We start from the raw sequence: 13,264 nt of genomic DNA, 5'->3' as shown, positions 1-13,264 counted from the left end.
GGTATGATGGCACGGAGAACCAACCACGTGGCCGATCCGATGCCAGAGATCAAGTCCATCGGGATCAGGAACCTCACCCGATCGGCCCTCGGCTGGCCGGCGCGTATCCTGTTTCCCCCGGTCTGCGCCGGCTGCCGCCGTCATGTCTCGCAACCCGGGGTTCTCTGCGGCGCCTGCTGGCCGAAGCTGCGGCTCCTGGAGCGGCCGTGGTGCCCGGTGATGGGCACGCCGTTCACCCACCATATGGGCGAGGGCTTTCTGTCGGCCGAGGCGATCGCCGATCCGCCGCCCTTCGAACGGGCGCGGGCAGCCGTCGCCTATTCCGGCGTTGCCCGCCAGATGGTGCAAGGCCTGAAATATCAGGATCGCACCGATCTAGCGCCCTGGATGGCGCGCTGGATGGTGCGGGCGGGCGCCGATCTCATCGCCGAAGCCGATGTGGTTGTACCGGTGCCGCTGCACTGGCGGCGTTTTTTCCGGCGACGGTTCAACCAGTCGGCGGAATTGGCGCGTGCGGTCTGCGACCTCAGCGGGCTGCCTTTCGCACCCGCCGCCATGCGGCGCGTGAAACTCACCCGCCAGCAGGTCGGGCTGGAGCGGCAGGAGCGCGAGGAGAATGTGCGGGCCGCCTTTCGCGTGCCGGTCGAGGCGGAAATCGAGATCGCCGGCCGCAGGGTGCTCCTGATCGATGATGTCTACACGACCGGCGCCACCGTGCGTGCCGCCACCAAGGCGCTGAAAAAAGGGGGCGCCGGGGCCGTCGATGTTCTGACCTTTGCCCGCGTGTTGCCGGGGGACTTTCGGGCGGACGAGTCCGCGACTATATAAGTCGGCAACGAAAGTGGAAATTCGTCATGGTGGATGTCACGATCTATACGCGCATGATGTGCGGCTACTGCACGGCGGCCAAACGGCTGCTGGAGCGCAAGGGCGTCGCCTATACCGAGCACGACGCTTCGTTTTCGCCGGAGCTGCGTCAGGAGATGATCTCGCGCGCTCACGGCCGCACGACCTTTCCGCAGATTTTCATCGGCGAGACGCATGTCGGCGGCAGCGACGACCTCCACGAGCTGGAGGCCGAAGGCCGGCTCGACAAACTGCTCGCCAACGGCGCGACGATTTGAGGATTTGATGATGGGTGTTTTCAAGGCTGCCGCCGTCCAGATGCGTTCAGGCGAAAGTCCCGAGCGCAATGCGGTCGATCTCGAAAGGCTGGTGCGTGAAGCGGCAGGCCAGGGCGCAACCTACATCCAGACGCCGGAAATGACCGGGGCGCTGATCCGCGACAAGCAAGCGCGTGCAGCCTCCTTCACCTCCGAAGACAAGGACATCATCGTGGCGACCGCGCGCAGGTTGGCGCGCGAACTCGGGGTCTTCCTGCATATCGGCTCGACAGCCATCCTGCGCGCCGACGGCAAGCTCGCCAACCGGGCGCTGTTGTTTGGCCCGGATGGCGCCACGCTCGCCACCTATGACAAGATCCACATGTTCGACGTCGACCTCGACAATGGCGAGAGTTGGCGCGAATCCTCAGCCTATGAACCAGGCACCGAGGCCGTCGTGACCGGGGTTGCCGGCGCCAGGCTGGGCTTTGCGGTCTGCTACGACCTGCGGTTTCCCCAACTGTTCCGTGCCGAGGCGCTGGCCGGAGCCGATATTCTGACCGTGCCCGCCGCCTTCACCCGCCAGACCGGCGAGGCGCACTGGCATGTGCTGCTGAGGGCGCGCGCCATCGAGAACGGTGCCTTTGTGGTTGCCGCCGCGCAAGGCGGCCTGCATGAGGATGGCCGCGAGACCTATGGCCATTCGCTGATCGTCGATCCCTGGGGCCGCATCATCGCCGAAGCCGCGCATGACGAGCCGGCGGTGATCGTTGCCGAGATCGACCCGGCGCAGTCGCTTGCGGCGCGCAAGAAGATCCCCAATTTGAAAAATGCGCGGGATTTCGACATCAATGCCGGCGAGGTCGACGCGCCGCGTCTCAGGGGTGCCGCCTCTTGATCCGCTTTTCCCTGATCTGCGAAAACGAGCACGAGTTCGAGGGCTGGTTTCGCAGCAATGACGATTTCGACACCCAGAAGAAGCGCGGCTTTGTCGATTGCCCCAGCTGCGGCTCGCACAAGGTGGAGAAGGCCCTGATGGCGCCCGCCGTTTCGACGGCCCGCAAGCAGGAGACCATCGCGCTCGCCATGGGCGAGGCGCAGAAACAGGCGCTGGCGCAACTCAAGGCGATGGCGGAGAAGGTGCGCGAGAATGCCGACTATGTCGGCGACAAGTTCGCCGAGGAAGCGCGAAAAATCCATTTCGGCGAAACAGATCCGCGCGGCATCTATGGCGAGGCGACGCTCGAAGAGGCCAAGAGCCTTGCCGAGGACGGCGTCGAGTTCATGCCGATCCCGGTGTTTCCGGACGACCGCAACTGAGCGGTTAGCTCACGCTTGCGATCAATTTGCCAAGCAGCCGGGCCAGCATTTCCCGTTCGGCGTCGCTTAGACCGGCGAGAATTTCATGCTCGTTGGCGACGTGGGCGGTCAAGGCCTCGTCGATCAAGGCGAGACCTTTCCCGGTAAGCCGCACGACAATGCCGCGCCGGTCATTGGGGTGGGGGCCGCGCACGATCAATCCGGCTTTCTCCAGCCGGTCGAGCCGGTTGGTCATGGCGCCCGATGTCACCATCGTCGCTTCATAGAGAGCGGTCGGCGTGAGCGCGTACGGGGCTCCGGAGCGGCGCAGCGTCGCCAGCACGTCGAATTCACCGGCCTGCAGTCCGAAACGGGCAAACAGCGGGGCGAGGCGATCCCGCGCGATCAGCGACGAGGCTTCGTTCAATCGCCCGAGCACCGCCATCGGCGAGACGTCCAGATCCGGCCGCTCCCGTTTCCACTGCTCGACCGCCTTTGCCGCGCGATCCATTTGTCTCACCGTTATATATCTTGACGTTAAGAATCTTTGCGTTATCTTACCTCAAGATACAGAACCGGCCAAGCCGCATTGCCGAATTCGCGATAGAGTGACGGGACCATCCGATGAAATTTCTCTGGGATTCGGCGCTCGGCCTGCTGGTCGTCACGGGCGGCCTGCTCGGGCTGACACTGCCCTTCGGCAAGCTCGCCACGGCAGCCGGCGTGCCGGCCATGGTCTGGGCCTTCGTCATCTCGTTCGGTGCCGGCGGCGTGCTTTTGTGCGTACTTCTGTTGCGCGGGGAGCGTATCCGGCTCACCGCGCACAAATTGCGCTATTTCTTCGTCACGGCCGCCGTGTCCTATGCCGTCCCCAATCTCCTGATGTTCTCGGCCATTCCGCATCTTGGCGCCGGCTACACCGGCATCATGTTCACGCTGTCGCCTGTCATCACGCTGGTGTTCTCGATCCTGCTGCGTGTGCGGCGCCCGAACATGCTGGGCATTGCCGGCATTGCCGTCGGCTTCGTCGGCGCCGTCATGGTGGCGGTGACGCGCGGCGAGGCCGGCCAGCCGGCCGACCTCTTCTGGGTGGTCATGGGCCTGCTCATCCCGGTCAGCCTTGCGGTTGGCAACATCTACCGCACGGTGGATTGGCCTGAAGGCACCGGCCCGATCGAACTTGCTGTCGGCAGTCATCTGGCGTCGGCGGCGCTGCTGCTCGCCGGTATTCTCACCCTGTTCGGCACCACGGCCTTCGCGCCGCTCGGCGGCGTGCCGCTGGTCGTCGTCGCGCAAGTCGCGTCCGCGTCGGCGATGTTCGCCTTCTTCTTCCGGCTGCAGGCGGTCGGCGGCCCGGTCTATCTCAGCCAGATCGGTTATGTTGCGGCCGCGGTCGGCCTGTTTGCCGGCACGATCTTCCTTGGCGAGCACTATCGGCTGCTGACCTGGGCCGGCGCCGTCATCATTACCGCCGGCGTGTTCATCACCACCAGGGCACAAAACCAGAAGGCCTGACGGTCTCAGTTTGTGCCGTCGTCGGCATCGCCACCGGGCTCTGGCCGAGGATGCCGGCTGCGCGCGCTGCCTGCGGTACGATTCCGGAACGCTAGTCGGTCAGACCGATCCTTTTTCCGCCAGCACCATGTAGTTGACGTCCATGTCCTTCGATCGCGCCCAGCGATCGGCGAGCGGATTGTAGGTGACGCCGGTGCGGTCGATGATCGTCAGGCCGGCGCCGCCAAGCGCCTTTTCCAGCTCTTCGGGGCGCACCAGCTTGCCGAACTGGTGGGTGCCGCGCGGCAGCCAGCGCAGCACGTATTCGGCGCCGATGATGGCCAGGCCCAGCGCCTTCAGCGTGCGGTTGATGGTGGCCACGAACATGATGCCGCCGGGCCGGACCATCTGTCCGCATTTGGCGACGAACAGCTCGATGTCTGCGACATGCTCGACCACTTCCATGTTGAGGATGACGTCGAATGTCTCGCCGGCGTCGGCAAGGTCCTCGGCCGTCGTGGCGCGATAGTCGACGCTCACATTGCCTTCGGCGGCATGCAGTTTCGCCACTTCGATGTTTGTTTCGGAGGCATCCGCTCCCACGACTTCGGCGCCAAGCCGCGCCATCGGCTCGCACAAGAGGCCACCGCCGCAGCCGATATCGAGGATGCGCAGGCCCTCGAAGGGCCGCGCGGCGCGCGGGTCGCGGCCGAAGCGCGCCGCTATCTGGTCGCGGATATAGGAAAGCCGGACCGGATTGAATTTATGCAGCGGACGAAACTTGCCGTTCGGGTTCCACCATTCGGCGGCAAGGGCGGAAAAGCGTTCCACTTCTCCGGCATCGATCGTGGATCGTCGGGGCTCTGGCATTGGTTGTCTCCTCGACTACAGCGCCGCGCATCCTTGGACGCGCAAAGGACGCTGTAGCACTTTGATTCTGCGCATGACCCCGAAATCGACTTCGATTTCGGGGTCATGCGCTACGAAGTCGGGCGCGGGCGCGGGAAAGTCAAGGCAACAATTTTGCCGTGCCGACAGGTCAGAGCGTTCTGCCAAGGCATGAGCGCCGCACTTGAATCCCTCAGCGCCGGGTGTCTGCTGGAGATGGTGGCCGATCGGGTTTCCTTAACATCAAATTTACGAGGTTGGCGGTTTCCTGAAGCACAACCGGGATTCGGCATATACATTGCCCTCCCATTGATTGAGATGGCTTGGTGCGGATCAAGACCCAGATTATTGCCACCTTGTTGAGCGCGGCGGCCCTGATCGGCCTGGTGGGCGGCATTGCCATCGTCTCCCAGATATCGCTTACAAGATCCGGTGCGCTCGCCGAAGCGACGAGCGTCGGACGGCAATTGGCCGAAACGATTTCCTTCAGGGCTTCCGATGCACCGCATTCCTTGTTCGAAAGGCCAGACGCGCTGCGCGAATTCGTGAAATCGCAGCACAGCGACTCGAAACGCGATCTCGTTGTCGTCGATCACGACAAGGTCATCCTTGCCGATGTCCCGGGCGAAGAAAAAAATGTCGGCACACCGTACGGCCACGATCCCGACAATGAAGTCGGCCGCACGATCGAGGATGGCACGCCGCGGGACTTCGTCGAAACCAGTGCCGACATATCGGAAGCGATCAACCTGGTCACAGTGCCAATCAAGGATGCCCCCGGCAAGACGGTCGGCGCTGTCCTGTTCGAGTATACGCCGCTGCTGCACGCTGCCCAAAAGCGCACCAACACCATCCTTTGGCTTGTCGGTCTGTGCACCGCTGCCGCCGTGCTGATCTCCGCCTTCTCGGCTTTCCTGTTGCTACGCGGCTTTGGCGCCGGTCTTTCAGGCCTCAACCGCGGCATCGAATCGCTGGCGCGCGGCGACGCCGGGGCGCGCATCGGCCATGCCTCCAATAACGAGTTCGGCCAATTGGCGCGAGGCTTCGACAGCATGGCAGCCGAGCTCGAATCCTCGCGTGGGCAACTCGTCGAGCAGAAAGCCTATATCGAGGATATCGTCCGCACCGTCGCCGAGGGCATTGTCGTCATCGACGGCAATGGCAAGATCGTCTCGGCCAATCCGGCAGCCGCCGAGATCGTCGGGCGGCGCAACGACAAGATCGAGGGGCAGGATTGGCCTGAGGTTCTCGACATAAGGGGACCGTCGGCAGAGAGGCTGGCGCAGGCAACATCGCCGATCGAACTGGCGCTGACCACGGGTCGCCGGCATCAGGCCGAGGTACGGCTGGCAAAGCCTGATGGATCGTACCTGCCGGTGATTGCAAGCTGCAATCCGCTCAATCGCTCCGATGGCGGCATCGTGCTGACGTTGAACGACATCAGCGAGTTGCGCAGCGCCGAGCGGGCGGTCAGCGATCGCGCCGAGGAACTGGCGACACTGAACCGCGAACTGAAGGAGACGTCCCAGGCAACGACTCGCCTGGTCAAGCTCGGCGAGCTGCTTCAGGCGTGCGTCACCTTCCAGGAGGCTTTTTCCGTCGTCGGCTCGGCCATGCCGGATTTCTTCGGCGGATTGAGCGGAACCGTGCATCTGACCAGTGCCTCGCGCAACCTGGTCGAGGAAATGGCGCATTGGGGCACTGTGCGTTCGAGCGTTGGCCAGTTTGCGCCGGAAGATTGCTGGGCGCTGCGGCGCGGCCAGGAGCATGTTGCCGGCCCCGGCATGCTGACGCCGCGCTGCAACCACATCACCGAGAATGGCGGCCGCGGCTATGTCTGCATGCCGCTGGCGGCGCAGGGGGAGACGCTTGGCATCGTGCATCTGTGCGAACCGGACGCCGCCGACAAACCGGACTGGCTGGCCGAGCGGCAACAGATCCTGCGCGGCGTCGTCGATACACTGGCCCTGGCATTGGCCAATCTGCGCCTGCGCGAAACATTGCGGCAGCAATCGATCCGTGATCCGAACACCGGACTCTACAACCGCCGCTATCTCGAGGAAACAAGCAGTCGCGAACTGAGGCGCATGGAGCGTTCCCAGCAGCCGCTGGCGATGATCATGCTCGATGTCGATCATTTCAAGCAGTTCAACGACACGTTCGGCCACGAAGCGGGCGATCTCGTGCTCAAGCAGGTTGCCGGCACGCTGCTCGACCATGCCAGGGACAGTGACGTGGTGTCCCGCTACGGAGGGGAAGAATTCGCCCTGATGATGCCGGGAACGTCGCTCGCCGATGCCGCCGAGCGCGCCGAGGCGCTGCGCAAGGCGATCAAGCAGCTGCATCTGGCGCATCGCGGCCGCACGCTTGGAACCATCACGGCCTCGTTCGGCGTGTCCGCCTTCCCGGAACTCGGCGCGTCATGGGTCGAAATCGTCAACGCCGCGGATCGTTCGCTCTATCAGGCAAAAGCGGACGGCCGCGACCGCGTCGTTGCCGGATTGGGCAAGGCCGATCCCGACTGGGACCTTTCCACTGCCAACCAAAGCGTGGGTTAACGCGACAGAACGAGCTCGGCATGTCGACGCTGGCGGGATCGATGGCGCGCATGGCCTCGCAATTGCCGATCTCGGACATGATCCGCCCGGCTGCGGCGAGAGCCTGCTCGCGGCTCCGCCAGCGCACCACATCGACCGAGCTGGTCGCGATGGTGCCGGCGAAACCAGCGAGCTGCCTGCCTGGACGGGGAACATCCAGCAGAAAGCGCCGGCTATCCTTTAGCGTCCAGCACTTCGCGCAGCTTGGCGCCGAGCTGCTCGATGGTGAACGGCTTGGCCAGGAAGTGCACGTCATGGTCGAGCACGCCATTATGGACGACCGCATTCCTGGTGAAGCCGGTGGTGAAGATGACTTTCAGTCCGGGCTGGCGCGCGACCGCCTCCTCGGCGAGCTTGCGGCCGTTCATCACCGGCATGACGATATCCGTGAACAGCAGGGCGACGCCTGAGGTCGCGGCGAGCTTCTCAAGGGCCTCCGGGCCGCTTGCGGCATGGATGACGGTGTAGCCGAGTTCGCGCATGACGTCGGTCGTGGCGGCCCGCACGCGGGCATCGTCCTCGACGACGAGGATTGTCTCGGTGACCTTGACGGAACTCTTGCCACGCTCGGCGGGTGTTGCTGCCTCCTCCGGGCCGAAAAACCGCGGCAGATAGATCTTGATCGTCGTGCCTTCACCCGGTTCGGAGTAGATCTTGACGTGGCCGCCCGACTGTTTGACGAAGCCGAACACCTGGCTCAACCCAAGTCCCGTGCCCTTGTTGACCGGCTTGGTCGTGAAGAAGGGTTCGAAGGCCTTGGCGATGACCTCCGGTGGCATGCCGGCGCCGGTGTCGGTCACCGCCACCATCACATATTGGCCAGGCGTGACTTCGGCGTGTATCGAGGCATAGGCTTCGTCGAGATAGCTGTTGGCGGTCTCGATGGTCAATTTTCCGTCATTGTCCATGGCATCACGGGCATTGACGGCCAGGTTGAGGATCGCGTTCTCGGTCTGGCTCGGATCGGCGTGGGTTTTCCACAGGCCGCCTGCCAAAACCGTTTCAATACGGATGCCTTCGCCGAGCGCTCGGTGCAGAAGGTCGGACATGCCGGTGACCAGCCGGTTGGTGTCGACGACCTGCGGCGCCAGCGGCTGCAGACGGGAGAAGGCAAGCAACCGCGAGGTCAGATTGGCGGCGCGGCTGGCAGCGTCCGTCGCGGCCTTGATGAATTTCTCGATGTCGTTCTCGCCGCGCTTCAGCTTGCGCTGGGCAAGGTTCATGGCGCTAAGGATCACCGCCAGCATGTTGTTGAAATCGTGGGCGATGCCGCCGGTCAGTTGGCCGACCGCTTCCATCTTCTGCATCTGGCGGATCTGGGATTCGGCCTTCTCGCGGGTGTCGATCTCGTTGCCGAGTTCGATGTTCTTGCCCATCAGCTCTGCCTGGGCTGTGGCGACCTCGCGGAAGCGGCGGCGGGATTCGCGAATCGTATAGGTGGCGAGCAGGAAGATCGCGAAGAGGGCGGCCAGCGAGCCGATGCGCAGCCAGGTCTCGACCTGGTCGGTATGCGCGTCGCGCTCGGCAACCGCGGCGCCTCCCATGCGCCGGATCGTGTCCATGCTGGCGCGGACCTCGTCCATAGCGGCTTTGCCCTGGCCGCTGCGGACCAGTCGCAAGGCACCGGCCACGTCGCCCTTGTCGTAGAGGGCGATCGTCACGGCCAGTTCTGCCTGTTTCTGCGCCAGCGCGTCCTTGATGTGATTGATCTGCTGGACCAGCTGGTCGTCGGAAGCCGTCATGGCATTGATGCGGGAGAGCTGTCCCGGGATTGCCTCGACGGCCTTCCGATACGGTTCGAGATAGGATTTTTCCCCGGTGAGCAGGTAGCCGCGCTGACCACTTTCGGCATCCTGCGCCATTGAAAGGAGCCCGGAAAGCAGATCCTGGTACTCGATCGTCTCGCGCGCGGCGGCACGATTGGCCCTCTGGCCCTCGACGAGCAGGGCACGCGTGCCGACGATCAATGCCAGCACGGCGAAGCCGGCGACAAGCGGGAGCGATTGCAATCGCGTGGCGCGTCGAAGACGAGCAATCATCTGTTATGCCGAACCAAAAGGAATTCCCCGCGGGCAGCATTTGGTAAGCGGCACGGGCCTGGAAGGCAATATGCCGTCTTGTTGACGTCGGCATTCCGCCGCCAGCCTTGCGAAACCTTCGTCATTTGGCTAAGGAGGCCGCGCATTCAGCGGCCGGCGCCAGCCGGGCGCTTTCCTCCGCTTTCGGCTCCTAGTTTTTTGGCAAGGGGCCGGCTTCAGTCAAAGGCATTTCGCTTCCATGGCGCGTATCGTGATGAAATTCGGCGGAACCTCCGTCGCCGACATCGCCCGCATCCGCAATGTGGCGCGTCACGTCAAACGCGAGGTCGACGCCGGCCATGAAGTGGCGGTGGTGGTTTCGGCAATGGCCGGCAAGACCAACGAGCTGGTCGGCTGGACGCGCGAAGCCTCGCCGATGCACGACGCACGCGAATATGACGCCGTCGTCGCCTCCGGCGAGCAGGTCACCGCCGGTCTGCTGGCGATCACCTTGCAGAACATGGGCGTGCATGCGCGCTCCTGGCAGGGCTGGCAGATCCCGATCAAGACCGACAACGCGCATGGCGCGGCGCGCATCCTCGACATTGACGGCGCGTTCCTGATCAAGCGCTTCGGCGAGGGGCAGGTGGCCGTCATCGCCGGCTTCCAGGGCATCGGGCCCGACAATCGCATCGCAACGCTCGGCCGTGGCGGTTCCGACACAAGTGCCGTCGCCATCGCCGCGGCGGTCAAGGCGGACCGTTGCGACATCTATACCGACGTCGACGGGGTCTACACCACCGATCCGCGCATCGAGCCCAAGGCGCGGCGGCTGGCCAAGATCTCCTTCGAGGAAATGCTTGAAATGGCCTCGCTCGGCGCCAAGGTTCTGCAGGTGCGTTCGGTCGAGCTTGCCATGGTGCACAGGGTGCGTACCTTCGTGCGGTCGTCCTTCGACGATCCCGACGCGCCCGGAATGGGGGATTTGCTCAATCCTCCGGGAACGCTCATTTGCGACGAGGAAGAGATCGTGGAACAGCAGGTCGTCACCGGAATTGCCTACGCCAAGGACGAGGCCCAGATTTCGCTGCGCCGCGTCGGCGACCGCCCAGGCGTCGCCGCCGGCATTTTCGGGCCGCTGGCCGAGGCCAACATCAATGTCGACATGATCGTCCAGAACATCTCCGAGGACGGCAAATTCACCGACATGACCTTCACCGTGCCATCGGGCGACGTCGACAAGGCGCTTGCCGTGCTTGAGCGGCTGAAAGCCGAGGTCGGCTACGATGTCGTGCAGTCCGAAGCCGGCATGTCGAAGGTCTCGGTCATCGGCATCGGCATGAGGAGCCACGCCGGTGTCGCCGCCACCGCCTTCAAGGCACTGGCGGACAAGGCGATCAACATTCGCGCCATCACCACCTCCGAGATCAAGATTTCGATACTGATCGACGGTCCGTACACCGAACTTGCGGTTCGCACTTTGCATTCCGTCTACGGTCTGGATAAGCAGTAGCAAGACTGAATCAGTTGTTGCGCGCATGCCGGCAGCGGCGGAAACTGCGCCGGCAAGTGTTTCATTGGAGAAGAAGCCGCGATGCGTGACCAGGCCAGTGGCCCGCGCGTTTTGCTGAAACGGCTCCGCGAGCTCATGCAGGAGCCGCTGGAGCCGCAGGAGCGGCTTGACCGGATCGTGCGCGACATCGCCTCCAACATGGTCGCGGAAGTGTGCTCGCTCTATGTGCTGCGCGCCGATTCGGTGCTCGAGCTCTACGCCACCGAGGGTCTGAACCCGAACGCCGTCCACCTGGCGCAACTGCGGCTGGGACAAGGCCTGGTCGGCACCATCGCCGCCAGCGCGCGGCCGCTCAACCTTTCGAATGCTCAGGAACACCCGGCCTTTGCCTACCTGCCGGAGACCGGGGAAGAAATCTACAATTCCTTCCTTGGCGTCCCGGTGCTCAGGGCAGGACGCACGCTGGGCGTCCTCGTCGTCCAGAACAAGACCATGCGGCACTATCGCGACGACGAGGTCGAGGCGCTGGAAACCACGGCGATGGTCATCGCCGAGATGATCGCCACCGGCGACCTGGCGCGGCTGACCCGCCCCGGCCTCGAACTCGACTTGCGCCGGCCTGTCAGCTTCACTGGCCTGTCCTTCAATGATGGCGTCGGGCTTGGCCATGTCGTGCTGCACGAGCCGCGCATCGTGGTCACCAATCTGTTCAACGAGGACAGCGAGGAAGAGGTCCGGCGGCTGGAAAGCTCGCTCGGGTCGCTGCGGCTCTCCATCGACGACATGCTGGAGCGCCGAGATGTCGCTTTCGAGGGCGAGCACCGCCAGGTGCTGGAAGCCTATCGCATGTTCGCCAATGACCGCGGCTGGGTGCGGCGCCTGGAAGAGGCGATCCGCAACGGCCTGACGGCAGAAGCCGCGGTGGAAAAGGTGCAGAGCGACATGCGCGCCCGCATGCTGCACATGACCGATCCTTATCTGCGCGAGCGGATGAGCGATTTCGACGACCTCGCCAACCGGCTCCTGCGCCAGCTGATGGGACGCGGGCCGGAAGATGTCGCGGCTTCGTTGCCGAAGGACGCCATCATCGTCGCCCGCTCGATGGGTGCGGCCGAACTGCTCGACTACCCTCGCGACAAGCTGCGCGGGCTGGTGCTGGAGGATGGCGCGGCCACAAGCCATGTCGTCATCGTCGCCCGCGCCATGGGCATTCCGGTCGCCGGCCAGATGAAGGGCGCCGTTTCGATGGCGGAAAATGGCGATGCCATCATCGTCGACGGCGAGGAGGGCACGATCCATCTGCGGCCGCAGTCCGATCTCGAGGCCGCCTATGCCGAAAAAGTGCGTTTCAGGGCGCGCCGGCAAGAGGTCTACCGCGAACTGCGCAAGAAGCCGTCGATGACCAGGGACGGCGTCCAGGTCGACCTCTTGATGAATGCCGGGCTTGCCGTCGACCTGCCGCAGCTGGCCGAGGCGGGTGCTGCCGGCATCGGCCTGTTCCGCACCGAGCTGCAGTTCATGGTCGCCTCGACCTTTCCGCGTGCCGAGGCACAGGAAAAACTCTATCGCGACGTGCTGGAGGCCGCACGCGGCAAGCCGGTCACCTTCCGCACCATCGACATTGGCGGCGACAAGGTTCTGCCCTACTTCAAGGGCGCCATCCAGGAAGAGAACCCGGCGCTCGGCTGGCGGGCGATCCGCCTGACGCTCGACCGGCCGGGGCTGCTGCGCACCCAGATCCGAGCCCTGCTGAAGGCGAGCGGCGGGCGCGAGCTCAAGCTGATGCTGCCGATGGTGACCGAGCTCGGCGAGATTGCCCAGGCGCGCGAGATCATCGACCGCGAAGTGCGGCATCTGTCGCGCTTCGCCCACCATCTGCCGACCAGCCTCAAGCTGGGCGCGATGCTGGAAGTGCCGTCGCTTCTGTTCCAGCTCGACGAATTGATGAAGGCGGTCGACTTCGTCTCGGTCGGTTCGAACGACCTGTTCCAGTTCGTCATGGCGGTCGATCGCGGCAACACGCAACTGGCCAACCGCTTCGACACGCTGTCGGCGCCGTTCCTGCGTGTCTTGAAGCAGATCGCCGATGCCGGCATCCGCAACCACACGCCGGTGACGCTGTGCGGTGAACTCGCCGGCAAGCCGATTTCGGCGATGGCCCTGATCGGTCTCGGCTTCCGCTCGATCTCGATGTCACCGGCCTCGATCGGCCCGGTCAAGGCGATGCTGACGGAATTGCCGCTGGATGAGCTGACGGCGTTCTTCGACGACAATCTGATGGCGCCGGCACAGGGGCTGCCGATGCGGGCGCTGCTGCAGGCCTTCGCCGACGACCGCTCGATCCCGTTGTAG

The 13,264-nt window shown here is 64.2% G+C and carries 11 protein-coding genes; 8 read left to right on the top strand and 3 right to left on the bottom strand.

All coding sequences use genetic code 11. The features are described 5' to 3' along the window. Positions 1 to 27 precede the first annotated feature (27 nt). From FJ977_RS14165 to FJ977_RS14150, 4 genes are read left to right on the top strand one after another with little or no spacing between them, the layout of a single operon-like run. Positions 28 to 828, top strand: a complete 801-nt coding sequence (locus FJ977_RS14165) for a ComF family protein (protein WP_140772261.1) — start codon at positions 28 to 30, stop codon at positions 826 to 828. 26 nt (positions 829 to 854) lie between these two features. Then, on the top strand, positions 855 to 1,124 hold the full coding sequence (grxC, locus tag FJ977_RS14160) for a glutaredoxin 3 (protein ID WP_056576221.1): 270 nt from the start codon (positions 855 to 857) through the stop codon (positions 1,122 to 1,124). Between the two features lie 10 nt (positions 1,125 to 1,134). Beyond that, entirely contained in the window at positions 1,135 to 2,001 is an 867-nt protein-coding gene (locus tag FJ977_RS14155) for a carbon-nitrogen hydrolase family protein (RefSeq protein WP_140772259.1), read from the top strand. Beyond that, the gene (locus tag FJ977_RS14150; protein WP_056576228.1) at positions 1,998 to 2,423 is read left to right on the top strand and encodes a DUF1178 family protein; all 426 of its coding nucleotides are present in this window, start codon (positions 1,998 to 2,000) and stop codon (positions 2,421 to 2,423) included. Before FJ977_RS14155 ends, FJ977_RS14150 begins: the two co-directional genes overlap by 4 nt. Before the next feature lie 4 nt (positions 2,424 to 2,427). On the opposite strand, the gene FJ977_RS14145 is transcribed toward FJ977_RS14150, so the two are convergent. After that, positions 2,428 to 2,913: a MarR family transcriptional regulator gene (locus tag FJ977_RS14145; protein WP_140772257.1), complete on the bottom strand. Its 486-nt coding sequence runs from the start codon at positions 2,911 to 2,913 to the stop codon at positions 2,428 to 2,430. A gap of 113 nt (positions 2,914 to 3,026) precedes the next feature. Here FJ977_RS14145 and FJ977_RS14140 point away from each other — a divergent pair, with 113 nt between their 5' ends. Further along, positions 3,027 to 3,917, top strand: a complete 891-nt coding sequence (locus FJ977_RS14140; protein WP_140772256.1) for a DMT family transporter — start codon at positions 3,027 to 3,029, stop codon at positions 3,915 to 3,917. 99 nt (positions 3,918 to 4,016) lie between these two features. Here FJ977_RS14140 and ubiG read toward each other — a convergent pair whose 3' ends face one another. Beyond that, entirely contained in the window at positions 4,017 to 4,766 is a 750-nt protein-coding gene (gene ubiG / locus FJ977_RS14135; protein ID WP_140772254.1) for a bifunctional 2-polyprenyl-6-hydroxyphenol methylase/3-demethylubiquinol 3-O-methyltransferase UbiG, read from the bottom strand. Positions 4,767 to 5,110: 344 nt separating this feature from the next. Between ubiG and FJ977_RS14130 the strand changes: the two genes are divergently transcribed. After that, on the top strand, positions 5,111 to 7,342 hold the full coding sequence (locus FJ977_RS14130) for a diguanylate cyclase (RefSeq protein WP_181179817.1): 2,232 nt from the start codon (positions 5,111 to 5,113) through the stop codon (positions 7,340 to 7,342). 212 nt (positions 7,343 to 7,554) lie between these two features. On the opposite strand, the gene FJ977_RS14125 is transcribed toward FJ977_RS14130, so the two are convergent. Beyond that, positions 7,555 to 9,420, bottom strand: coding sequence for a CHASE3 domain-containing protein (locus tag FJ977_RS14125; protein ID WP_140772250.1), 1,866 nt, complete (start codon positions 9,418 to 9,420; stop codon positions 7,555 to 7,557). 238 nt (positions 9,421 to 9,658) lie between these two features. Between FJ977_RS14125 and FJ977_RS14120 the strand changes: the two genes are divergently transcribed. Together FJ977_RS14120 and ptsP are read left to right on the top strand one after the other, a co-directional pair. Next, on the top strand, positions 9,659 to 10,912 hold the full coding sequence (locus FJ977_RS14120; protein WP_140772248.1) for an aspartate kinase: 1,254 nt from the start codon (positions 9,659 to 9,661) through the stop codon (positions 10,910 to 10,912). An 81-nt stretch (positions 10,913 to 10,993) separates the two neighbouring features. After that, positions 10,994 to 13,264 carry a phosphoenolpyruvate--protein phosphotransferase gene (ptsP, locus tag FJ977_RS14115; RefSeq protein ID WP_140772246.1) on the top strand — a complete coding sequence of 757 codons (2,271 nt, stop codon included), beginning with the start codon at positions 10,994 to 10,996 and terminating at the stop codon, positions 13,262 to 13,264.

Source organism: Mesorhizobium sp. B2-1-3A, assembly GCF_006442655.1.
Lineage (GTDB): Bacteria > Pseudomonadota > Alphaproteobacteria > Rhizobiales > Rhizobiaceae > Mesorhizobium.
Note: the sequence above shows the minus strand (reverse complement) of the source record. Positions and strands in the feature narration are given on the sequence as shown.

Coding starts and splice junctions, on each gene's coding strand:
- ubiG (WP_140772254.1), bottom strand. CDS start 4,766: ATGCCAGAGCCCCGACGATCCACGATCGATGCCGGAGAAGTGGAACGC.
- FJ977_RS14155 (WP_140772259.1), top strand. CDS start 1,135: ATGGGTGTTTTCAAGGCTGCCGCCGTCCAGATGCGTTCAGGCGAAAGT.
- ptsP (WP_140772246.1), top strand. CDS start 10,994: ATGCGTGACCAGGCCAGTGGCCCGCGCGTTTTGCTGAAACGGCTCCGC.
- FJ977_RS14125 (WP_140772250.1), bottom strand. CDS start 9,420: ATGATTGCTCGTCTTCGACGCGCCACGCGATTGCAATCGCTCCCGCTT.
- FJ977_RS14145 (WP_140772257.1), bottom strand. CDS start 2,913: ATGGATCGCGCGGCAAAGGCGGTCGAGCAGTGGAAACGGGAGCGGCCG.
- FJ977_RS14120 (WP_140772248.1), top strand. CDS start 9,659: ATGGCGCGTATCGTGATGAAATTCGGCGGAACCTCCGTCGCCGACATC.
- FJ977_RS14140 (WP_140772256.1), top strand. CDS start 3,027: ATGAAATTTCTCTGGGATTCGGCGCTCGGCCTGCTGGTCGTCACGGGC.
- grxC (WP_056576221.1), top strand. CDS start 855: ATGGTGGATGTCACGATCTATACGCGCATGATGTGCGGCTACTGCACG.